Source organism: Salmonella sp. 32120201201600049SM (assembly GCF_017572835.1).
GTDB classification, from domain to species: domain Bacteria; phylum Pseudomonadota; class Gammaproteobacteria; order Enterobacterales; family Enterobacteriaceae; genus Salmonella; species Salmonella enterica.
Window position 1 is genome coordinate 241,470 of record NZ_JAGESA010000005.1, and the last position, 22,379, is coordinate 263,848.

Annotated in this window: 19 protein-coding genes, 1 rRNA gene and 1 pseudogene; 11 read left to right on the top strand and 10 right to left on the bottom strand. The window is 52.5% G+C overall.

Annotation, left to right across the window (positions count from 1 at the left end):
* Position 1: 1 nt before the first annotated feature.
* From J4650_RS13815 to J4650_RS13845, 7 genes and pseudogenes are all read left to right on the top strand, one after another.
* Positions 2-1,756, top strand: a complete 1,755-nt coding sequence (locus tag J4650_RS13815) for a tail fiber protein (RefSeq protein ID WP_023994534.1) — start codon at positions 2-4, stop codon at positions 1,754-1,756.
* A 5-nt stretch (positions 1,757-1,761) separates the two neighbouring features.
* Positions 1,762-2,376, top strand: a complete 615-nt coding sequence (locus tag J4650_RS13820) for a DUF4376 domain-containing protein (RefSeq protein ID WP_023994535.1) — start codon at positions 1,762-1,764, stop codon at positions 2,374-2,376.
* Positions 2,373-2,828 carry a hypothetical protein gene (locus J4650_RS13825; protein ID WP_023203255.1) on the top strand — a complete coding sequence of 152 codons (456 nt, stop codon included), beginning with the start codon at positions 2,373-2,375 and terminating at the stop codon, positions 2,826-2,828. Before J4650_RS13820 ends, J4650_RS13825 begins: the two co-directional genes overlap by 4 nt.
* Positions 2,829-3,103: 275 nt before the next feature.
* Positions 3,104-3,368 (top strand): annotated as a pseudogene (locus J4650_RS13830) (hypothetical protein).
* 196 nt (positions 3,369-3,564) lie between these two features.
* A complete protein-coding gene (locus J4650_RS13835; RefSeq protein ID WP_000587744.1) occupies positions 3,565-4,293 on the top strand; it encodes a hypothetical protein in 729 nt (242 codons plus the stop codon).
* Positions 4,294-4,554: 261 nt separating this feature from the next.
* Entirely contained in the window at positions 4,555-5,496 is a 942-nt protein-coding gene (gene panS / locus J4650_RS13840; protein ID WP_000881647.1) for a ketopantoate/pantoate/pantothenate transporter PanS, read from the top strand.
* A gap of 97 nt (positions 5,497-5,593) precedes the next feature.
* Positions 5,594-5,866: a DUF3811 domain-containing protein gene (locus J4650_RS13845; protein WP_001207628.1), complete on the top strand. Its 273-nt coding sequence runs from the start codon at positions 5,594-5,596 to the stop codon at positions 5,864-5,866.
* Here J4650_RS13845 and rluF read toward each other — a convergent pair.
* The 3 genes from rluF to J4650_RS13860 are packed head-to-tail and all read right to left on the bottom strand — an operon-like array spanning position 5,863 to position 7,454.
* Positions 5,863-6,732 carry a 23S rRNA pseudouridine(2604) synthase RluF gene (rluF, locus tag J4650_RS13850; RefSeq protein WP_000954618.1) on the bottom strand — a complete coding sequence of 290 codons (870 nt, stop codon included), beginning with the start codon at positions 6,730-6,732 and terminating at the stop codon, positions 5,863-5,865. The two genes, J4650_RS13845 and rluF, sit on opposite strands and share 4 nt — an antisense overlap.
* Before the next feature lie 46 nt (positions 6,733-6,778).
* Positions 6,779-7,318, bottom strand: a complete 540-nt coding sequence (locus J4650_RS13855) for a DUF2058 domain-containing protein (RefSeq protein WP_001096724.1) — start codon at positions 7,316-7,318, stop codon at positions 6,779-6,781.
* 34 nt (positions 7,319-7,352) lie between these two features.
* A complete protein-coding gene (locus tag J4650_RS13860; RefSeq protein WP_031606603.1) occupies positions 7,353-7,454 on the bottom strand; it encodes a hypothetical protein in 102 nt (33 codons plus the stop codon).
* 71 nt (positions 7,455-7,525) lie between these two features.
* Between J4650_RS13860 and pepE the strand changes: the two genes are divergently transcribed.
* Entirely contained in the window at positions 7,526-8,215 is a 690-nt protein-coding gene (pepE, locus tag J4650_RS13865; RefSeq protein WP_000421776.1) for a dipeptidase PepE, read from the top strand.
* Positions 8,216-8,290: 75 nt separating this feature from the next.
* Here pepE and J4650_RS13870 read toward each other — a convergent pair whose 3' ends face one another.
* Positions 8,291-9,922, bottom strand: a complete 1,632-nt coding sequence (locus tag J4650_RS13870) for a Na/Pi cotransporter family protein (RefSeq protein ID WP_000956811.1) — start codon at positions 9,920-9,922, stop codon at positions 8,291-8,293.
* A gap of 266 nt (positions 9,923-10,188) precedes the next feature.
* On the bottom strand, positions 10,189-13,872 hold the full coding sequence (metH, locus tag J4650_RS13875) for a methionine synthase (protein ID WP_023993557.1): 3,684 nt from the start codon (positions 13,870-13,872) through the stop codon (positions 10,189-10,191).
* A 303-nt stretch (positions 13,873-14,175) separates the two neighbouring features.
* Between metH and iclR the strand changes: the two genes are divergently transcribed.
* Positions 14,176-15,000, top strand: coding sequence for a glyoxylate bypass operon transcriptional repressor IclR (gene iclR / locus J4650_RS13880; RefSeq protein WP_000226434.1), 825 nt, complete (start codon positions 14,176-14,178; stop codon positions 14,998-15,000).
* A gap of 10 nt (positions 15,001-15,010) precedes the next feature.
* Entirely contained in the window at positions 15,011-15,418 is a 408-nt protein-coding gene (locus J4650_RS13885) for an ASCH domain-containing protein (RefSeq protein ID WP_077677840.1), read from the top strand.
* Here J4650_RS13885 and aceK read toward each other — a convergent pair.
* The 4 genes from aceK to metA form a co-directional block, all read right to left on the bottom strand.
* A complete protein-coding gene (gene aceK, locus J4650_RS13890) occupies positions 15,382-17,133 on the bottom strand; it encodes a bifunctional isocitrate dehydrogenase kinase/phosphatase (RefSeq protein WP_001137275.1) in 1,752 nt (583 codons plus the stop codon). The genes J4650_RS13885 and aceK overlap by 37 nt on opposite strands.
* 101 nt (positions 17,134-17,234) lie before the next feature.
* Positions 17,235-18,539, bottom strand: coding sequence for an isocitrate lyase (aceA, locus tag J4650_RS13895; RefSeq protein WP_000857878.1), 1,305 nt, complete (start codon positions 18,537-18,539; stop codon positions 17,235-17,237).
* Positions 18,540-18,570: 31 nt separating this feature from the next.
* Complete coding sequence (aceB, locus tag J4650_RS13900; protein ID WP_001069371.1) at positions 18,571-20,172, bottom strand: malate synthase A; 1,602 nt, start codon at positions 20,170-20,172, stop codon at positions 18,571-18,573.
* A gap of 268 nt (positions 20,173-20,440) precedes the next feature.
* Entirely contained in the window at positions 20,441-21,370 is a 930-nt protein-coding gene (gene metA, locus J4650_RS13905; RefSeq protein WP_001122767.1) for a homoserine O-succinyltransferase, read from the bottom strand.
* A gap of 156 nt (positions 21,371-21,526) precedes the next feature.
* Here metA and J4650_RS13910 point away from each other — a divergent pair, with 156 nt between their 5' ends.
* Entirely contained in the window at positions 21,527-21,964 is a 438-nt protein-coding gene (locus tag J4650_RS13910; protein WP_001631763.1) for an acetyltransferase, read from the top strand.
* A 295-nt stretch (positions 21,965-22,259) separates the two neighbouring features.
* Here the strand turns inward: J4650_RS13910 and rrf are convergent.
* A 5S ribosomal RNA gene (gene rrf, locus J4650_RS13915) occupies positions 22,260-22,375 on the bottom strand.
* Positions 22,376-22,379: the final 4 nt, after the last annotated feature.

Consider the following 22,379-nt stretch of genomic DNA (forward strand, 5'->3'; position numbering starts at 1 on the left):
TATGGATAATGAGTTTTATACCCTCCTGACCGACAGGGGAATGGCGAAAATCGCCAGCGCCCTTGCGGACAAAAAACAGCTACATCTGCAAAAGATGGCGGTTGGCGACGGCGGCGGACAATATTATGAGCCCACCGCCAGCCAGACCAATTTACGCCACGAAGTCTGGCGCGGCGAGATGAATACGCTGACCGTTGCACCGAATAATCCCAACTGGCTGATTGCCGAACTGGTGCTGCCGGAGGACGTTGGCGGCTGGTATGTGCGTGAAGTGGGCGTGTTCGACGACGAGGGCGAGCTAATCGCCATCGGCAAATTCCCGGAATCTTACAAACCGCTGTTGCCCGGCGGCTGCGGCAAGCAGGTCTGTATCCGCCTGATTATGGAGGTCTCCAACACCACGGCGGTGACGCTGACGGTCGATCCGAGCATTGTGCTGGCGACGCGCGACTATGTGGATGTCCGGCTGGACGAGCATGAACATTCGACAAATCACCCGGATGCGACATTAACGCAGAAAGGGTTTACGCAGCTCAGTAACGCCACCGACAGCGATGACGAGACCAAAGCGGCTACGCCAAAGGCGGTAAAAGCGGCGATGGCGGAAGCGCGTAATCACACGCATACCTGGAACCAGATTACCGGCGTTCCGGACGGTACGCTGACGCAAAAGGGGATTGTTAAGCTTAACAGTGCGACGGACAGCACCAGCACAACGGAAGCGGCAACGCCGAGCGCGGTAAAGGCGGCGATGGATAAGGCGAATGCGGCAGCTCCGGCGAACCATACTCACGTCTGGAACCAGGTTACCGGTGTCCCGGACGGCACGCTGGCGCAAAAAGGGATTGTGAAGCTTAATAACGCCACCGATAGCACCAGCACCACCGAAGCGGCAACGCCCAGTGCGGTCAAGGCGGCGATGGATAAGGCGAGTGCGGCGGCTCCGGCTAGGCATACACACGCTTGGGGGCAGATCACCGGCGCCCCGGACGGTACGCTGACGCAAAAAGGGATCGTGAAGCTTAATAACGCCACCGGCAGCACCAGTACGACGGAGGCGGCGACGCCCAGTGCGGTAAAGGCGGCGTATGACAAGGCGAGCGCAGCGGCTCCGGCTAATCATTCCCATTATCAGTTTTTTACCGTTAATGGCACGTTTATTGTGCCTGATGGGGTTAATCGAGTTTTTGTTGAAGTTGTTGGTGGCGGTGGTGGTGGTGGTGGAGGTTCATTAGCAAATGAGGAGTGTTCCACTGGGGGTATTGCTGCCAAGTGTGTGGCTGGTTACGTTGATGTTGTTCCCAAAAGTCAGATACCTGTAATGGTTGGTGCTGGCGGTAGTGGCGGTGCAAAAGGGAGTCGTTCACAAAGAAAAGGGTTTAGCGGGAACGCTGGAGGACAATCCTCCTTTGGCAATCTGAACGCGCCTGGTGGTGCGGGAGGGGCGGCCGGGGGCACAGGAGGAAATACAATAAGCTTTTTACCTCCAAGTGGGAATGGAGGAGCACGTATGTATGAATACGTGACCCTTGGGCTGAGAGGAAGTAATTCCGTCCTGGGCATAGGAGGGGTACCAGGAACGGTCACATTAGATCACTTAGAGATAGTGGCAGGCTCATTACCCTCTAATGCAAGCGGGTTTGGTGCCGGTGGTGCTGGTGGTAGTTCCAGTGCCAGTAACCGGGAGTATCTGGGGGATTGGGTCCTTAATAAGGGGTCAAGTGGTTCTCCTGGTATCGTCAGAATTTATTGGTGAAGATAATGTCAAAATATGCTTATTACGATCCTGCATCTTTACAAGTGCTAGACTGGATGGATACTGAATTATTCTGTTATCCAGAGAGAACAAGCCTTATCGAATTAACAGAGCAACAATGGCTGGAACATTTCAACCTGGGGCAATATGTATGGGTTAATGTTAAAGACAGAGCATTTATCACCAATTTACCACCAGGGGAATGTTATCGATTAAACGGCAATACGTGGGTTTATGACGCAGCCAGTTTTGCCATCGTGCTTGATAACGCTAAATCACGGGTTAAACAGGCAATAAAAGTACGGCGTGATGAAGTCACGGCTGACTATATCGTTATTGATGATTATCACTTCCACAGTGACGCCAGTAGCCGTATTCAGCAAATGTCACTCACCAGAATGGGTCAGGCACAGCAGATTCCGGCAGGGTTAATGTGGCAGACCAAAAATAACGGTTTGATTGAACTGACCAACGACATCGCCGCGCAGTTTGAAACCGTCACTATGGATCACGACATGCGCCTGTTTGCCAACGCGCAGCGGCATATTGCGGCGGTAGAAGCGCTGGGGGATATAGAGGCTGTGCTCGACTACGACTATTCATCAGGCTGGCAGCCATGAGTCAAACCACCGTCTGGCTCGCTTGCTATAAGGGGCGATCGGAGTATCGCGGCATCGCCAGGTTTGCCGACTGGCTCACGCGCAAGGTCACGCGCGGTATCTACTCTCACTGTGAACTGGCGGTGGCGCACGGCGGTAATGAATACCTCTGCTACTCTGCATCGTTTCGCGATCGCGGCGTGCGGGGAAAGATAATACCGTTACCGGACGATAAGTGGGATAAGCTACCGTTAAAGGCCACGTTGCCGGAAGTGGAGGCCTTTTTCCGCAAACATAACGGCAAACGCTATGACTGGCAGGGCGCGCTCGGTATCGCGCTGTATAACCGGGAGCGCAAAGATAAACTGTTTTGCAGCGAGTTTTGCGCTGAATTTCTCGGACTAAACGATAGCTGGCGCTACTCCCCCAGCCACCTTTATGCCTTAGTCAGTAGCTGGCAATACGATTGTTGAATCTCTCGCCGGGTATAAAGCCCGGCGGTGTTGAATTAAGTAATACCCGTTAGTATTTATTTGTTAGCATCAAATGTTCAGTTTGCATAGCAAATGAAGTATTATAAAAAACCATCTTATAGTCTTTTTACCAATTGATACGTGAACCCCCTACGATAATAACATTTATTTAACAAGCTAGCTTTCTTCATTGGAGGAAGAAAAAATCAAACTCTTACATTGCTTATTATTTTCCATATCTAAAAAAGGAAGTTGATTACGGGAATACTGGCGGCATGAGATTATTCGCAGGAATGAATTTTCATTATGTCGATTACTTATGCAGGCCAATAATAATCGCCGTCGTAACTTTTTATTTTGGTGGCGTCTGGCAAATGAGATGTATATCTATGGTTCAAAAAAACAGAAAAAACTGGATTATGGATTAATCGCAAGCTAAATTCCAAATTTGGAATTGATATAGAGCTGGGAGCAGTAAAAAGGGGAAATAAGATCACTCCCATCCCAACTCTTATTTTATATCTCCCCATGGAAATATAAAAGACAAAACAATCATTAAAACATTTATCAACTTACATTACATATATTAATAACATTATAAACAAATTGATTACATTCACATCTTGAATGTAATTAAACTTCAATAACCATATGAACACTAATTTTGTTGCAATATAAAGCACATTAAATATAGTGGAACATGGCTAAAAACACCTAATATTCACCGGGGAATATAATGATTATTGTTTCTGTGCTCAGACAAAGCAAAGACTTCACCACAAAACATGCTCAATGGTTACATAAGCAGCTCAAAGGTTATGATTCTGTTTGTTTAACAGATGCGCTAAAGATAAAAGGGGTAAATACAGCGCCTCTTTTGTATGATTGGCCAGGATGGTGGGCAAAACTAGAACTTTTCAATCCACTGCATCCTGTTCTTGGTAATGAGGATATTCTCTATATTGATATAGATAGCGTTGTTGTGGGAGATATTACTCCTCTGACAACTATGAAAAAAATAACATTACTTAATGACTTTTCTCAGCATGGTGCTTCAGTTGCGCCAGCAACAGGTATTATGTTTATTCCTGCACCCGCAAAAAAAAATGTGTGGGATGAATTTATGAAAAATCCTGAAAAGGAAATCAATGCCATAAGAACCCCGCCCTATCATGGCGATCAAGGATTTATCGGCAGAATATGTCAAGATGCTGAAAGATGGCAAAACATCTTACCCGGAAGAATTATTAGTTACAAAGCTAATATAGCAACACCAAAAATGATTGGTTTTAACCCTGAACTATACGATGGGACAGGTAATGGAAAATTACCTGACGGAGTAAGCATAGTCTGTTTTCATGGTTCCCCTCGCCCCTGGAACACAGCATTGCCCTGGGTGCCTTATTTTAGTTTAAAAAACACAATCCAAAGCAAAGTGAAACAATATAAGTTATCACTGCGTTAAAGTTTCCTTCTCTTCAATGCCGGCGCTTTTCTTTACGCCACCAGAACCTCTATATATTTCTAATACGGTAGCGTAAGCGCCATCGGGCGATACGTTGCCGGATGGCGACGCAGGCGCGTCATCCAGCCTGCCATGTGCCCACACTGGATCATGAGCGTAATTTGTTTGAATAATCTTCCTTCACGCGATAAACAATAACTATGGTCTGGCTCGATCCTGACCCGTTGATAACAAACACAACATACTTGCAAGGAAAACAACATGCTCGCCGTCATTACCCGGCTGTTCCCGTTATGGGCGCTGCTGCTCTCTCTCATTGCGTATTACACACCATCCACCTTTACTCCTGTTGGGCCGTGGGTCGCGACACTACTGATGTTGATTATGTTCGGTATGGGGGTCCATCTTAACGTTGACGACTTTAAACGCGTGCTCTCCCGACCAGCCCCTGTCGCCGCAGGGATATTCCTGCACTATCTGGTAATGCCGCTTGCGGCATGGCTGCTGGCGTTGCTGTTTAAGATGCCGCCAGATCTGTCCGCCGGGATGGTACTGGTCGGCAGCGTAGCCAGCGGCACCGCCTCTAACGTAATGATCTATCTGGCGAAGGGAGACGTCGCGCTCTCAGTCACCATTTCATCGGTCTCCACGCTGGTCGGCGTGGTCGCCACACCACTACTCACGCGCCTGTACGTCGATGCCCATATTCAAGTCGACGTGATGGGTATGCTGCTGAGCATTCTACAGATTGTGGTCATTCCAATCACGCTGGGGCTGGTGATTCACCATCTGTTTCCGCGCGTAGTGAAAGTGGTAAAACCTTATCTGCCAGCATTCTCGATGGTGTGCATTTTGGCAATCATCAGCGCGGTGGTCGCGGGTTCAGCTTCACATATCGCCTCCGTCGGCTTTATGGTGATCATCGCGGTGATCCTGCATAACACCCTTGGCCTGCTTGGCGGCTACTGGGGTGGACGTCTGTTCGGTTTTGATGAGTCAACCTGTCGAACGCTGGCGATCGAAGTCGGGATGCAGAACTCTGGTCTTGCTGCTGCATTGGGTAAAATCTACTTTGGCCCGCTCGCAGCGCTGCCTGGCGCGCTGTTCTCAGTGTGGCACAACCTTTCAGGGTCACTACTGGCTGGTTACTGGTCCGGGAAACCGATTGTTGAAAAATCGGGCGAAACGGCAAAGGTAAATTAAAATATTGCCGGGTGGCGCAAGCTTACCCGGCTTACACGCTATCCGCCCGTTGCGTATTGCCGTAGACTAAATGCATCGGCTAACTGAGGGCACCCGTATGGCACTCCCCCGCATTACCCAAAAAGAGATGACCGAGCGCGAACAGCGCGAACTGAAAACGTTGCTGGACCGCGCCCGTATTGCGCACGGTCGTCCGCTGACCAATTCTGAGACCAACAGCGTAAAAAAAGAGTACATCGATAAGCTGATGGCGCTGCGTGAGGCTGAAGCAAAAAAAGCCCGCCAGTTGAAGAAAAAGCAAGCGTATAAACCCGATACGGAAGCGTCATTCTCCTGGTCGGCGAATACGCCGACGCGCGGCAGACGTTAACGTCCTTTCTTCTTTCGTCCCGGCGAGGTAAAGCGCTTACCGCTTGATGCCGGGCGAGCTTTCTCATTGCTTTTTTCGATCGCAACGACCGGTCGCTTAATACCCGTGGTCTTCGGCTTCGCTTTGGCCTTTGGTTTGGCTTCGGAAGAGGAACGCTCAATCAACTTAAACAGATCGATCAGCTCATCGTCCGTCAGATCGCGCCACTCGCCCAGAGGAATCCCGCTCAGGCTGACGTTCATAATGCGCGTACGCTCCAGTTTCGTCACTTCATAACCAAAGTATTCACACATACGACGGATCTGACGGTTTAATCCCTGCACCAAGGTAATGCGAAAGACAAACGGCGCCTCTTTTTTCACCTTACATTTTTTGGTGACGGTACCCAGAATCGGCACGCCAGCGCCCATACCGCGTATAAACTCGTCGGTAATCGGTTTATCCACCGTCACCAGATACTCTTTTTCGTGATCGTTACCGGCACGCAGAATCTTATTGACCAGATCGCCGTGGTTAGTCAGAAATATCAGCCCCTGCGAGTCTTTATCCAGACGACCAATCGGGAAGATACGTTTGCTGTGGTTCACAAAATCGACAATATTGTCGCGTTCGCCGTCTTCAGTGGTACTGACAATGCCAACCGGTTTATTCAGCGCAATCAGCACTAAATCATCCGCTTCTCGCGGCTCAATCAACCGACCATTTACTTTAACAACATCCCCGGCGACTACCTGATCGCCAATGGCGGCGCGTTTGCCGTTGATAAAGACATTGCCCTGTTCGATAAAACGGTCCGCCTCGCGACGCGAACAGATGCCGCTTTCACTGATATATTTATTAAGCCGGGTAGATGTGTCGGTCAGCATATTTACTCTCTGAGAAATTTTTCTACATAAACGTCGGGAATGTGACTTACCACATCAAATCGTCGGGAACTTTAAAATCGGCATACGGATCATCTTCGTCCTGCTCTTCCTGACTCAGCGCACTGTTTACGACAATACTGTCCGCATCTCGTTGTGCGATTTTATCGGCGACGCTCGCGGGAATAATCGCATATTCACATTCACCGCTGTTATTGATAACCAAACGCGCAATCGCGAGACGCCCATTAATCAGTTGCGTCTGAGTGAGCTTATCCACGTCTATTTTTTTGATGACGTTATTATCGGTGAAGTTAAAACCAATATCGCCTTTAGATACATTGATTCTATTCATTTCAATAAGTTGCTTAACCTGAGCTTTAAACTCTTTCGCTAAAACCGCTTGTTTTTGCTGTTCACTGAGTTGTTTATCACGCTCAAGTTGCGCCTTTTTATTTTCTTCCACCGCCTCTCTGGCCTCACGAGCCTGAACGCGTGATTTTTTAGCCGTGCGCTGGACTTTGGCCATTTTTTTGCTGGTCACTAATCCCGCTTGTAGCAGTTGCTCTTGTAAGGTCAGTTTTGCCATTTTCGTCTCTAAACGTGTTAAATAATTTTGCGGATTATACCTGTAATTTTTCAGGCGATACCAGATGGCAGATCTGGCCTGTCGTCACTTTTAGCGACCGCGCTTTGCCTGTGACACGCATAACATCATGAGCCATATCAGTAAGACATTAAATGGATAATGGTAGCATTATTACGTTTTGACATTTCCTGATGAGGTGGAGAAGTAATGGAACTGCTTTTATTAAGTAACTCGACGCTGCCGGGTAAAGCCTGGCTGGAACACGCTCTGCCGCTGATAGCGAATCAATTGAACGGTCGACGCTCAGCCGTGTTTATTCCGTTTGCCGGCGTCACGCAAACATGGGACGAGTACACGGATAAAACCGCAGAGGTACTTGCGCCATTAGGGATAAACGTCACAGGGATTCATCGTGTCGCCGATCCGCTTGCGGCGATTGAGAAAGCGGAAATCATTATTGTCGGCGGCGGAAATACCTTCCAGCTACTGAAAGAATCGCGTGAACGCGGGCTGCTGGCGCCGATGGCGGACAGGGTAAAACGCGGCGCGCTGTATATCGGCTGGAGCGCGGGCGCCAACCTTGCCTGCCCGACTATCCGCACGACCAACGATATGCCGATCGTCGATCCAAACGGTTTCGACGCGCTGGATCTGTTCCCGCTGCAAATTAATCCTCACTTCACTAACGCCTTGCCGGAAGGTCATAAGGGCGAGACCCGCGAGCAGCGTATTCGCGAACTGCTGGTGGTCGCGCCGGAACTGACAGTGATTGGTTTGCCGGAAGGTAACTGGATTCAGGTGAGCAACGGCCAGGCGGTTCTCGGCGGCCCGAATACCACCTGGGTGTTTAAAGCGGGCGAAGAGGCCGTGGCGCTGGAAGCGGGTCATCGCTTTTAATCCCAAGCCACATTGAATGCCGAATGGCGGGCCTACGCGCATGTTCTCCGTAGGCCCCGCCATCCGGCATTTCACTTAATACTCGCCGCGTTCCTCGTCCTGATCCGGCTGTTCCAGTACGCTATAGGCGACCGAACAGAACAGTGAGTTAAGACGCTTCATATCGCCCAGCAGCCCTAAATGAAGCGAGCTGGTTTCAATGCTTTGCACGTTCTGCTGGTGCAGGCGGTCGACATGCGCATGTGAGTATCGGCGATTAAGTATACGGAAGCGATGTTTACTGCGGCGCAACCGACGGGCGCTGGTGACATCGCCGGAGAAAAAGACCGACATCGCCAGTTGCAGATTACTGAGCAGTTGATCGTAAAGCGCATCCAGCTCTTTCAATCCTTCTTCTGAAAATGCCCGACGCGCCGCCAGCGACTTGTCGGCAATCTCACTGCCCATTCGCTCGATAATATCCGACGCCTGTTCGAGGTTCAGGGCCATCTCAATAATCTCCGCCCACCGGCGGGACTCCTCCGCCGCCAGCTCGTCTTTTGGCATTCGCGCCAGATAAAGCTTAATCGCGGTGTAGAGCACGTTAACGTCATCCGCCAGCTTGCGCAGCGCTTTCTCTTCACGCGGCTCGCCGTGCATGACCTTTTTTAGCCCTTCCATCATCTGTTCCATCGCATCGCCAATGCGCAACACCTCGCGGGCAGCATTAGCCAGCGCCAGCGTTGGCGTATCCAGCGCGCTGACATCCAGATGTTTCGGCTTCAGATGGGTATCCAGTTCAGGCTCATCACGAATAATTCGTTTACAAAAACGCGCCATCAGCTCGGCAAATGGCACCATAGCCAGGCAGCGCACCAGGTTATAGAAAACGTGGAAATAGATCACCAGTTCTGACTTCGGTAGCGATAGCTCATCCATCAGATTCGCCAGCGGATGGACAAACGGCAGGATGACCAGGCTGCCGATCAATTTGAACAATAGGCTGCCGAGCGCTACGCGACGCGCGGCAGCATTGGCGGCGCTGTTATTGAGCATCGCCAGCAGCCCCGATCCCAGATTAGCGCCGATAACCAGGCACAACGCCACCGGGAACGATATAATCCCCGCCGCCGTCAGGGTCGCCGTCAGCAACACCGCCGCCAGGCTGGAATAACTGATAATAGCGAACATCGCGCCAATCAGCGCATCCAGCATAATGTCGCCCGTCAGCGACGCGAAAATGACCTGCACGCCATTAGCCTGAGTGATCGGCGTCACTGCCTGCACAATCAGCTCCAGCGCCAGTAGAATCAGGCCAAGCCCGATACCGACGCGACCCAGCTGCCCGGCGCGGGACTGCTTACGTCCCAAAAAGAAAATCACGCCAATAAAAATCAGCAGCGGCGATAGCCACGACAAGTCAAAGGTGAGAATACGCGCCATTAGCGCAGTACCCACATCGGCGCCCAGCACAATCACCAGAGCTGGCGTCAGGGCGACAAGATCCTGGGCGACAAACGACGTTACCAATAAAGTGGTGGCGTTACTGCTTTGTACCAGCGCGGTAACACCGATACCCGCACAAAAGGCGAGCGGTTTCTTTTCCACGCTGCGGCTGAGGACAGTACGTAGACGCGCGCCAAACACGCGCATTACGCCAGTACGAACGATATGTGTTCCCCATACCAACAGCGCAACGGCAGAAAGTAGATGGAGCAAAGTTAACACGGCGTCAGGTTCTCCTTATCGTTATACGTTTTCCTGAAGCTCACTTGCGATAAATTGCCTGATGGCGCACAGCGTTAAGGCCTGCTGGCGTTGCACGCCACCGGGCTTACCATACGTAATACGGTATGCTGGATAAGGCGTTTACGCCGCCATCCGACAAATTCAGCGTAGAGCCTTCCTTCAGTATAAGGGTTTAATTGTAAGAAAGAGACAAGGCACCCAATGAGTGCCTTGTATGTTGTAAGGAAAAGTGACGATTTTATGAATCAGTCCGCATCGTAACCCAGGTTCGGCGCCAGCCACCGCTCAACGTCCTCAACGCTCATTCCTTTACGGAAAGCATAATCTGTCACCTGATCGCGTTGGATCTGCGCTACCGCGAAGTATTTGCTCTCAGGATGGCTGAAGTACCAGCCGGAGACCGACGCGCCAGGCCACATGGCGAAAGATTCGGTGAGCTTCATCCCGGTGTGTTTTTCGACATCCAGTAGCTGCCAGATAGTGCCTTTTTCGGTATGTTCCGGGCAGGCAGGATAACCCGGCGCCGGGCGAATCCCCTGGTAGTTTTCGCGGATTAATTCGTCGTTACTCAGGCTCTCGTTCGGCGCATATCCCCAGTAAACCTTACGTACACGCTCATGCAGATACTCGGCAAACGCTTCCGCCAGACGGTCGGCAATCGCTTTCACCATGATCTTGTTATAGTCGTCGTGTTGCGCTTCGAAGGCGTCCGCCAGCGCATCCTCCTCCAGACCGCCGGTCACCGCGAAAGCACCGATGTAATCCGCTTTGCCGCTCAGTTTCGGCGCGACAAAATCCGCCAGACAGTAGTTGGCAAAACCGACTTTCTCGGTCTGCTGGCGCAGGTGGTGGCTGACCGTCAGAACATGAGTACGGGTTTCGTCGCGATAGATTTCGATGTCATCGCCGATGCGGTTCGCCGGGAACAGGCCCACCACGCCACGCGGATTCAACAGTTTCTCGGCGCTCAGTTTATCCAGCATATCATTGGCGTCTTTAAACAGGCGCTTCGCCTCTTCGCCCACCACTTCATCTTCGAGGATGCGCGGATACTTCCCGGCCAGCGACCAGGTCATAAAGAACGGCGTCCAGTCGATGTAGTTGCGCAGAGTTTCGATGCTGGCTTCCACCTCCTGCACGCCCAGACGGTGGGCTACCGGCGGGGTGTAGCGTTCCCAATCGAATGCCAGATCATTATCGCGCGCCGCTTCCAGCGTGACCGGCGGCGTACGCGGTTTTTTGCGGGCGTGCTGAATACGCACGGTTTCGTACTCTTTGCGGGTACGGGCGACAAAGTCATCGCGCTGGTTGTCGGAGAGTAGCGCCGCCACCACGCCCACGGTACGCGAAGCATTCTGCACGTAGACCGTCGGACCGCTGTAGTTCTGCTCGATTTTTACCGCCGTATGCGCTTTCGAAGTGGTTGCGCCGCCGATCAGTAGCGGGATAGTAAAGCCCTGACGCTCCATCTCTTTCGCCACGTTGACCATTTCGTCCAGCGACGGGGTGATAAGCCCGGAAAGACCGATCAGATCGGCATTCACTTCACGCGCCGTTCTGAGGATTTTCTCCGCTGGCACCATCACGCCAAGATCGACGATTTCGTAGTTGTTACATTGCAGCACCACGCCAACGATATTTTTACCAATATCGTGCACATCGCCCTTCACGGTGGCGATCACCATCTTGCCGTTGCTGGAGCCTTTTTCTTTGCTGGCTTCAATAAACGGCTCCAGGTAGGCCACCGCTTGTTTCATCACGCGAGCGGATTTCACCACCTGCGGCAGGAACATTTTCCCTTCGCCGAACAGGTCGCCGACCACGTTCATGCCGTCCATCAACGGCCCTTCAATCACCTCAATCGGGCGGGCGGCCTGCTGACGGGCTTCTTCGGTATCCTGTTCGATAAATTCGGTAATGCCTTTCACCAGCGAGTATTCGAGACGCTTTTTCACGTCCCAGCTACGCCATTCCGCCTGCTGGGCGTTGGCAGCTTCGTCGGTTTTGCTGCCGCGGTATTTCTCCGCCAAATCCAGCAAACGCTCGGTGCCGTCATCGCGACGGTTAAGAATGACATCTTCAACCGCATCGCGCAGTTCGGCGGGCAGGTCGTCGTAGATAGCCAGCTGTCCGGCGTTGACGATACCCATGTCCATGCCGTTGCGGATGGCGTAGTAGAGGAATACCGCGTGGATAGCCTCACGTACCGGGTCGTTGCCGCGGAACGAGAAGGACACGTTAGAGACGCCGCCGGAGATCAGCGCATGCGGCAGCTCGCGTTTAATATCTTCGCAAGCGCCGATAAAGTCCTGCGCATAGTTGTTGTGCTCTTCAATACCGGTCGCCACGGCGAAGATATTCGGGTCGAAGATGATGTCTTCCGGCGGGAAGCCCACCTCTTCGGTGAGAATTTTGTAGGCTCGGCGGCAAATTTCGATTTTACGCGCGCGGGTATCGGCCTGCCCCTGCTCATCAAAAGCCATCACCACCACTGCCGCGCCGTAGCGACGCAGAAGCTTCGCATGATGAATAAAGGCTTCCACGCCCTCTTTCATCGAAATAGAGTTGACGATGCCTTTACCCTGAATGCACTTCAGCCCTTTTTCGATAACCTCCCATTTGGAGGAGTCAATCATGATTGGTACACGGGCAATGTCCGGCTCACCGGCAATCAGGCTGAGGAAACGCACCATCGCCGCTTCGGCGTCGAGCATCCCCTCATCCATATTGATATCAATAATCTGCGCGCCGCTTTCGACCTGCTGACGGGCGACATCCAGCGCTTCGCTGTATTTCTCTTCTTTGATCAAGCGTTTAAATTTGGCCGAGCCGGTGACGTTAGTACGTTCGCCGACGTTCACAAACAGGCTATCGTCGCCGATGTTCAGCGGCTCCAGGCCGGAAAGGCGGCAGGCGACCGGGATATCCGGCAGCTGGCGCGGCGGCAAACCGGCAACGGCGCGGCTCATCGCCGCAATATGCTCCGGCGTGGTGCCGCAGCAGCCGCCAACGATATTCAGGAAGCCCGCTTCCGCCCATTCGCGAATCTGTTTCGCCATGGTGTCGGCGTCGAGGTCATACTCGCCGAAAGCGTTCGGCAGGCCAGCGTTCGGGTGCGCGGTAACATAGCATTCGGCAACTCTCGACAGTTCCTGAACGTACTGGCGCAGTTCATCTGGCCCCAGCGCGCAGTTAAGGCCAAAAGTGAGCGCCTCGGCGTGGCGCAGCGAGTTATAAAAGGCTTCGGTCGTCTGGCCGGAAAGCGTACGGCCAGAGGCGTCGGTGATGGTGCCGGAAATCATGATCGGCAGATCAACGCCCAGCGCTTCAAACTCTTCTTTCACCGCAAACACCGCCGCTTTGGCGTTGAGGGTGTCGAAGACGGTTTCAATCAGGATCAGGTCCGCCCCGCCTTCCACCAGCGCTTTGGTGGATTCACGGTAGGCCGCCACCAGCTGATCGAAGGTGATATTACGAAACGCCGGGTCGTTGACGTCCGGCGAAATGGAGGCCGTGCGGTTAGTTGGACCAAGCACGCCCGCAACAAAGCGTGGTTTTTCTGGTGTTCGCGCCGTCCATTCATCGGCGCAGGCGCGCGCCAGTTTGGCCGCCGCATAGTTAATTTCCGCCGACAGGGATTCCATCCGGTAATCCGCCATCGCAATGGTTGTCGAGTTAAAGGTGTTGGTTTCGATGATATCCGCGCCCGCCTCAAAGTAGGCGTTGTGGATAGCGGCGATCACCTCCGGCTTGCTGAGGACCAGCAGGTCATTGTTGCCTTTCAGGTCGCAGGGCCAGTCGGCAAAGCGCTCTCCGCGGAAATCTTCTTCATGTAGACGATAGCTCTGGATCATGGTGCCCATACCGCCGTCCAGCACCAGAATACGTTCATTTAACTGCGCACGCAGTTGTTCAACTTTGCTGCTCACACTCGCTCCCGACAACGCTCCACGTAACGAGCCATACTGGCACAAAGCGTGCTGGCGGAAAAGAGAACAACGGGCAACATGAGACATGTTCAGCTTGCCACCCACTTCTGTCGCTTTGCCGGATGGCGGCGCAAGCGCCTTATCAGTCTACAAATTACTTTGGCGGCTCCCAAAGCGTAGGCCTGATAAGCGCAGCGCTATCGGGCATCCTGTGATGTCACTCATCCGATCAGTTCAGGAACTCTTGCATTATAATTGAATAAAACGAAAATGATTTCCACGATACAGAAAAAGGAGTCTGCCATGGTTGCCCCTGTTCCCGCGAAACGCGGGAGAAAACCTGCCGCTACCACTGCACCCGTAACCGGGCAGGTTCAGTCTTTAACTCGCGGTCTGAAGCTGCTGGAGTGGATTGCCGAGTCTAACGGCAGCGTGGCGCTGACCGAACTGGCGCAACAGGCGGGTTTGCCTAATTCCACGACTCACCGTCTACTCACCACCATGCAGCAACAGGGTTTTGTCCGCCAGGTTGGTGAGCTGGGCCACTGGGCCGTAGGCGCACACGCGTTTATCGTCGGTAGCAGCTTCTTACAGAGCCGTAATCTGCTGGCGATTGTCCATCCGATTTTGCGCAAGCTGATGGAGGACTCCGGCGAAACGGTAAACCTTGCCGTACTCGACCAGAGCGACCATCAGGCTATTATTATCGACCAGGTGCAGTGCACACAATTGATGCGCATGTCCGCCCCTATTGGCGGCAAGCTGCCCATGCACGCCTCTGGCGCGGGCAAGGCGTTTTTATCACAGCTCAGTGAGGAACAGGTTACCAGTCTGCTGCATCGCAAGGGGTTGCACGCTTATACCCATGCGACGCTGGTGTCGCCGCTGCATCTGAAAGACGATTTGGCCCAGACGCGCAAGCGCGGCTATTCGTTTGACGATGAAGAACATGCGCTCGGTCTGCGCTGCGTGGCCTCGTGTATTTATGACGAACACCGCGAACCGTTTGCGGCCCTCTCTATTTCCGGCCCCTGCTCACGCATTACTGACGATCGCGTCACCGAACTTGGCGCCATGGTGATTAAAGCGGCGAAAGAGGTGACGCTGGCCTATGGTGGAACTCGCTGAAATGAGCAGCCTGAAATTATACTGGCAGGAGAAGTACCCACAGGCCTTCTGTTGGTCTTTCGGTGATTCGCCGGCGCTGGCCGACGAGCTGGCGGCGCTAGCGATCGCCGGTAAAAAGCGTGGCACCTGTAGCTCGCTGGTTAGCTATCAGAAAGAGCAGCCCCCTGTCACGCCTGGGTCATATCACATTGTGCTCAACGGCACAGGCGACGCCGTGTGCGTCATACGCACGCTGGCGCTCAGGCTGATCCGTTTTAACGAGATGAGCGCCGATCTCGCCGCACTGGAAGGCGAAGGCGATCTTAGCCTGGCGTACTGGCAAGCGGCACACCGGGCCTTTTTTGAGCGCGAGGGTAATTGGTCGCCGGAGATGGAACTGGTTTACGAAGAGTTCGCCGTACTTGAGATCGCGCCGTAACGCACGCTAAAGCGCTGGCGACGACGATAGGCATACACATCTTCTACATGCCCTTCTTTAATACGCGTCTGTAGCGCGCGCCAGTAATCGGCGCGAAACAGGTCGGCATGCATCTCTTCAAACAATGGCCCGATACGCGGATCGGCACACAGCCAGTGGCGAAACTCCTCCGGGAAAACATCACCTGGCGAGACGCTATACCAGGGTTCGCTGGCCAGTTCGTCTTCCGGATAACGCGCTGGCGGAATATCGCGGAAATTCACTTCCGTCATGTAGCAAATTTCATCGTAGTCGTAGAACACCACGCGACCATGACGGGTAACGCCAAAGTTTTTAAACAACATATCGCCGGGGAAAATATTAGCGGCGGCAAGCTGGCGAATCGCATTACCATATTCTTCTATCGCATCGCGCAACTGCTGGCCTTCTACCTGTTCCAGCCAGATATTCAGCGGCACCATGCGACGTTCAATATAGAGATGGCGAATGACGATATGTTCCCCAAGATCGGTAATCTTCTCTGGCGCTTCTTGTCGTAACAGCGCCATCAGCGCCGGATCGATTTGCCGTTTATCCAGTACGAAATTCTCAAACTCCTGGGTATCCGCCATACGACCGACGCGATCATGCTCTTTTACCAGTTGATAACAGGCACGCACATGGGCGGCAGACATCTCTTTCTGCGGGGCAAATTTGTCTTTAATGATTTTAAATACCCGGTCGAAACCTGGCAGGGTAAACACCAGCATCACCATGCCGCGGATACCAGGCGCCTCAATGAATTTCTCATCACTTTCAGCCAGATAACACAAATATTCGCGGTAGCTTTCGGTTTTCGCATGTTTCTGGCAGCCAATCGCCATATACAGTTCGGCAGTGGTTTTACCCGGCAGGATTTCACGCAACCACTCAACCAGCGCGGCAGGCAGCGGCGCATACACCATAAAATAAGAGCGGGCAAAACCAAACACAATGCTCGCTTCTGCCGTGGTGGTCAGGCAGGTATCGACAAACAGTTCACCCTCATCAGTGCGATGAATCGGCAGTAAAAACGGCAGCGTACCGTCAGGTGTGGTTAATTTACCTACCAGCCAGGCCGCTTTATTACGGTAAAACAACTCATTCGCCACCTGGACATGGCAGCGAGGTAGCGCGTCCTCGCCCAGTGTTTCAGTCAGGTGCGCGATAATATAGCGGATATCCCGGCTTTTATTCTGCCAGGGCAAACGCAGCGGTAAGTCACTGAGTATGCGCATCAACAGAGTCTCCCAACCGTGATCGGGAAAGAAGTCTTTGGCCAGCGGGCGCGGGATAGTACGAAAGCGGCGCTCCGGTTGCGAACTGAAAATAAACAACCGCTCGGGTGTTAACGAGCGGTGGTCAAATAACCGACAATAAACGGAGTTGAAAAAGCTCTCCGCAATCTCGAAGCGCGGGTAATCCGGTAACAGCCGGGTGTAATGCTCTTTAACGCGTAAAAGGAAATCCGCGTCGGTACTTTTGCCATCGGTAATACAGCGCAGTTGCTCCACCACCAAGCCCACATGATGATCATAGAGGTGGATACGGCTTTTCATCGCCTGTTGAACGGCGTGCCAGTCGGCCTGTTCAAAACGCTGCTGCGCGCCGGAAGTCACTTCCAGAAATCGACCATACTGCGCGTCAAAGCCTTGCAGGATGGTTTGAGCAATCAGTAATTCCAGGCCACGCGGCATTTTTTTCCCTCATCCGGCACCACGTCATGCCGGATGGCGCGTTCGCTTATCCGGCCTACGCTATCTGTAGGCCCGGTAAGCGCAGCGCCACCGGGCATCAATCAAAACTGCGATTCTTCGGTGGAACCCGTTAATGCGGTAACGGATGACGCGCCGCCCTGAATAATGGTGGTGACTTTGTCGAAGTAACCAGTACCCACTTCCTGCTGGTGGGAAACAAAGGTGTAGCCATCTTTCGCCGCGGCGAACTCGGGTTGTTGAACCTTCTCAACATAGTGTTTCATGCCCTCGCCCTGAGCGTATGCATGTGCCAGGTCGAACATGTTGAACCACATGCTGTGGATGCCCGCCAGGGTAATAAACTGGTATTTGTAACCCATGTCCGACAACTGCTGCTGGAAGCTGGCAATGGTCTTGTCGTCCAGATTCTTCTGCCAGTTGAAGGATGGTGAACAGTTATAGGCCAGCAGTTTGCCCGGATACTTCGCGTGGATAGCATCGGCAAAACGACGCGCCAGTTCGAGATCCGGCGTAGAGGTTTCGCACCACACCAGATCGGCATACGGGGCATACGCCAGACCGCGGCTGATCGCCTGCTCAATGCCCGCATGGGTGCGGTAAAAACCTTCGCTGGTGCGTTCGCCGGTAATAAAACCGCTGTCATAGGGATCGCAGTCGGAGGTGATCAGATCTGCCGCATCCGCATCGGTACGCGCAATCACCAGCGTCGGGACGCCCATCACATCAGCGGCCAGACGCGCAGCAATCAGTTTCTGAATCGCCTCCTGCGTGGGGACCAGCACCTTGCCGCCCATATGGCCGCATTTCTTCACCGACGCCAGCTGATCTTCGAAGTGAACGGCCGCTGCACCGGCTTCAATCATCGATTTCATCAGTTCGAAGGCATTCAGAACGCCGCCAAAACCGGCTTCCGCATCAGCAACGATCGGCAGGAAGTAATCCACATAGCGCGGATCGTTGGGTTCAATACCGGATGCCCACTGGATCTGATCTGCACGACGGAAAGTGTTGTTGATCCGATCCACTACCGCCGGAACAGAGTTTGCCGGGTACAACGATTGATCCGGATACATGCTGGATGCCAGGTTGGCATCTGCCGCCACCTGCCAGCCTGAAAGATAAATCGCCTCAATACCGGCTTTCGCCTGCTGCAACGCCTGACCGCCAGTCAGCGCGCCAAGGCTGTTGATATAGCCTTTTTTCGCTTCACCGTGCAACAGCCGCCACATTTTCGCGGCGCCGAGCTGCGCCAGCGTGCATTCCGGGTTAACCGAGCCGCGTAATTTCACCACCTCCTCCGCGCTGTACGGGCGGGTGATGCCTTCCCAGCGCGGTTGTGTCCACTCTTTCTGTAATTCTTCGATTTGTTGAGTACGGGTTTTCATGTGCAGATGCTCCATATTGTTATGTGGTGAATTAAGCCAGTAAGCGATAGCCCGGCAGGGTGAGGAAGTCGATTAAGTCATCTGAGGTGGTGATTTGCTCCATCAGACGTGCGGCATCGTCGAAGCGCCCGCTGCTGTAGCGGTGCTCGCCCAGTTCGTCCTGGATTACCCGCATCTCTTCCGCCAACATTTCGCGGAAAAGCGCTTTCGTTACGGGTTTTCCATTGCTCAGCGTTTTCTCATGGTGAATCCACTGCCAGATAGAGGTTCGTGAGATTTCCGCCGTCGCGGCATCCTCCATCAGACCATAAATCGGTACACAGCCATTGCCGGAGATCCACGCTTCAATGTACTGCACTGCCACGCGAATATTGGCGCGCATTCCCGCTTCTGTGCGTTCGCCTTCACATGGCTCCAGTAACTGCTCGGCGGTAATCGGCGCATCTTCATCACGGGTAATGAACAGCTGATTTTTGTGCTCGCCCAGTACCTCGTTAAAGACGGCCATTGCGGTATCCGCCAACCCAGGATGCGCAATCCACGTGCCGTCGTGGCCGTTGTTCGCTTCCAGCGCTTTATCCGCTTTCACTTTGGCAAGGACCTGATTGTTGCGTTCAACATCTTTGCTCGGGATAAACGCCGCCATACCGCCCATCGCGAACGCGCCGCGCTTGTGGCAGGTTTTGATCAGCAGGCGCGAGTAGGCGCTCAGAAACGGTTTGTCCATCGTTACCACCTGCCTGTCCGGCAGGACGCGATCCGGGTGATTTTTCAACGTTTTGATATAGCTGAAAATATAATCCCAGCGACCACAGTTGAGACCGACGATATGATCACGCAGCGCATGAAGAATCTCATCCATCTGGAAAACAGCCGGCAGCGTTTCAATCAACAGGGTCGCTTTGATCGTACCGCGCGGCAGGTTAAAGCGGTCTTCGGCGTAGCTGAAAACTTCACTCCACCAGGCTGCTTCCTGCCAGGCTTGCGTTTTCGGCAGGTAAAAATACGGGCCGCTACCTTTAGCGAGCAGCGCTTTATAGTTGTGGAAAAAGTACAGAGCAAAATCAAACAGGCTGCCGGGAATGGCTTCCCCCCGCCAGGTAACATGTTTTTCTGGCAGATGTAGACCACGTACACGACAAATCAATACGGCCGGATCGGGCTTGAGCTGATAGATTTTTCCGGCTTCGTTGGTATAGCTAATGGTGCCGTTCACCGCATCACGCAGGTTGATTTGACCATCAATAACTTTATTCCAGTCCGGCGCCAGCGAGTCTTCAAAATCCGCCATAAACACTTTCACGTTTGCGTTCAGGGCATTAATCACCATTTTACGTTCAACCGGCCCGGTAATTTCTACTCGGCGATCCTGTAAATCCGCCGGAATACCACGAATCTGCCAATTACTTTCTCTAATGGAAGTGGTTTCCGAAATAAAATCAGGCAACTTACCGTTATCAATATCCTGCTGTTGCTGGATACGTGCAGCCAGGAGTTTATTGCGTTTTGGCGTAAAACGGGTAACTAACTCCGTCAAAAACTCGACTGCCTCAGCGGTCAGGACTTGCTTTTCCAGCTCGCCTTGCGGCCTGGTAAAGGTTAATTCATCAGTTGTGGTTGCCTGTGGATTCATCATGCAGCTCCTCGTTGTTGATCCAGATACATCCCCAATGCGAACGAAGGATCACTGTGCGCTTTTCGTTCAACACAACTAAGACTACTCAATTAAATTTCAAAATCAAAAACAATTTCCATTTTTAATTTAATTATACATTAACCTATTGATAACAATATAAATTAAATTTAATTACATGATGAGGTGCGTTTCGGAAATAAAAAAGGCACCCGAAGGTGCCTGATTCAACATGCTGAAACGCTTTAGGATCGTCAGGAGCAGAAGATTAATCCAGGGTTGGATTCATGTGACGCAGATCATATGGCGTAATCTGGTAGACATAATAGTTGAGCCAGTTAGTAAACAGTAAATTACCGTGGCTGCGCCAGGTTGCGCGCGGTATGTTTTGCGGATCGTTTTTTGGGAAATAGTTGTACGGAACCTCCGGATTTAACCCGGCCTCAACGTCACGAAAATATTCACCCGCTAACGTATGGGCGTCATATTCAGGATGACCGGTGACAAACGCAATACGTTTATCTTTGCTGGCAAACAGGTACGCATCCCCCTCTTCTGTTTCGGCCAGAATTTCAAGATCCGTATAATCCCGTATTAGCGCCGCCGGGAAATCGGCATAGCGTGAGTGTGGCGCAAGAAACGAATCATCAAAACCACGCGTCAACAGAGCATGAGGATGAAGGATGTGATGTTCATAGACGCCGGAAAGTTTATCTGTACGGGTCTGCTTAGGGATACCATAAAGAATATTGAGTGCGGCCTGAACGGCCCAACAGACAAATAGCGTCGAAGTAACGTGATCTTTCGCCCATTCCAGCACCTGCCTAATCTGCGGCCAGTAAGCCACGTCATTAAACTCCACCAGACCCAGCGGCGCTCCGGTCACGATAAGCCCATCAAAGTTCTGATCGCAGATATCGTCGAAGTTACAGTAAAAGTTGTTCAGATGCTCGGCTGGCGTGTTCCTCGACTCGCGGGCATCTATCCGCAGCAGTTGAATATCGACCTGCAATGGCGAGTTCGATAGCAAACGCAGAAACTGATTTTCCGTTTCAATCTTCTTCGGCATCAGGTTAAGGATAAGTACCTTTAGCGGGCGAATTTCCTGACCTGATGCGCGAGAAGTCGTCATGACGAAGACATTCTCCTCACGTAAAAAATTGACGGCGGGTAGCTCGTCCAGCACGCGAATCGGCATAACCTGATAACCTCACGACATACGTTTAAACGTTTAGACATCCAGATAGCTGAAGATACTCAGAAATCAGGCGAATGTCGAGTCTGCAAGTTCAAGGTGAGAAAGTTTCACGACAGCATTTGCATTAGAATAGAAGTAAGCAAAAAAGGAGTGAAGATGATGATTAACATTCGCCGTTCAAGGCATGAGGAAGGGGAAAAACTGATTGCGATCTGGCGTCGCTCTGTCGATGCCACGCACGATTTTCTGTCAAACGCTTATCGGGCCGAACTGGAAGAACTGGTGAGCGATTTTCTGCCAGAAGCGCCACTATGGGTTGCCGTGACCGATCAGGATGAGCCGGTAGGATTTATGCTGCTTACCGGCGAACATATGGATGCGCTGTTTGTCGATCCGGACGTGCGTGGTCAGGGTATCGGTAAGAGATTAGTTGAACATGCGTTAACACTGGCGCCGGGGTTGACAACCAATGTTAACGAGCAGAATACACAAGCTGTTGTATTTTATAAGAAAATGGGATTTAAGGTGACGGGACGTTCGGAGGTCGACGATCTTGGGAAACCGTATCCATTGTTGAATTTAATTTATCCGTGAGTAGTGGCGCTGCCTGATAATTGCATGCAGGCCGGATAAGGCGGAGCCGCCATCCGGCGGTGCAGGTTGCCTGATGGCGCTGCGCTTATCAGGCCTGCATTTTTAAATGTTACCACACACGCAAAAAAGCCCGTCCGTCTGGATGGGCTTCTTCACGAAATTGATGCCTGGCAGTTTATGGCGGGCGTCCTGCCCGCCACCCTACGGGCCGTTGCTGCGCAACGAGTGCTCACCGACAGACCACAGATAAAACAAAAGGCCCTGTCTTCCGACAGGGCCCTTCGTTTTATTTGATGCCTGGCAGTTCCCTACTCTCGCATGGGGAGACCCCACACTACCATCGGCGCTACGGCGTTTCACTTCTGAGTTCGGCATGGGGTCAGGTGGGACCACCGCGCTACTGCCGCCAGGCAAA

Coding starts and splice junctions, on each gene's coding strand:
- J4650_RS13845 (WP_001207628.1), top strand. CDS start 5,594: ATGGCACTCCCCCGCATTACCCAAAAAGAGATGACCGAGCGCGAACAG.
- J4650_RS13855 (WP_001096724.1), bottom strand. CDS start 7,318: ATGGCAAAACTGACCTTACAAGAGCAACTGCTACAAGCGGGATTAGTG.
- J4650_RS13815 (WP_023994534.1), top strand. CDS start 2: ATGGATAATGAGTTTTATACCCTCCTGACCGACAGGGGAATGGCGAAA.
- J4650_RS13835 (WP_000587744.1), top strand. CDS start 3,565: ATGATTATTGTTTCTGTGCTCAGACAAAGCAAAGACTTCACCACAAAA.
- J4650_RS13820 (WP_023994535.1), top strand. CDS start 1,762: ATGTCAAAATATGCTTATTACGATCCTGCATCTTTACAAGTGCTAGAC.
- metA (WP_001122767.1), bottom strand. CDS start 21,370: ATGCCGATTCGCGTGCTGGACGAGCTACCCGCCGTCAATTTTTTACGT.
- aceK (WP_001137275.1), bottom strand. CDS start 17,133: ATGCCGCGTGGCCTGGAATTACTGATTGCTCAAACCATCCTGCAAGGC.
- aceA (WP_000857878.1), bottom strand. CDS start 18,539: ATGAAAACCCGTACTCAACAAATCGAAGAATTACAGAAAGAGTGGACA.
- pepE (WP_000421776.1), top strand. CDS start 7,526: ATGGAACTGCTTTTATTAAGTAACTCGACGCTGCCGGGTAAAGCCTGG.
- panS (WP_000881647.1), top strand. CDS start 4,555: ATGCTCGCCGTCATTACCCGGCTGTTCCCGTTATGGGCGCTGCTGCTC.
- iclR (WP_000226434.1), top strand. CDS start 14,176: ATGGTTGCCCCTGTTCCCGCGAAACGCGGGAGAAAACCTGCCGCTACC.
- rluF (WP_000954618.1), bottom strand. CDS start 6,732: ATGCTGACCGACACATCTACCCGGCTTAATAAATATATCAGTGAAAGC.
- aceB (WP_001069371.1), bottom strand. CDS start 20,172: ATGAATCCACAGGCAACCACAACTGATGAATTAACCTTTACCAGGCCG.
- J4650_RS13860 (WP_031606603.1), bottom strand. CDS start 7,454: ATGGCTCATGATGTTATGCGTGTCACAGGCAAAGCGCGGTCGCTAAAA.
- J4650_RS13910 (WP_001631763.1), top strand. CDS start 21,527: ATGATGATTAACATTCGCCGTTCAAGGCATGAGGAAGGGGAAAAACTG.
- J4650_RS13825 (WP_023203255.1), top strand. CDS start 2,373: ATGAGTCAAACCACCGTCTGGCTCGCTTGCTATAAGGGGCGATCGGAG.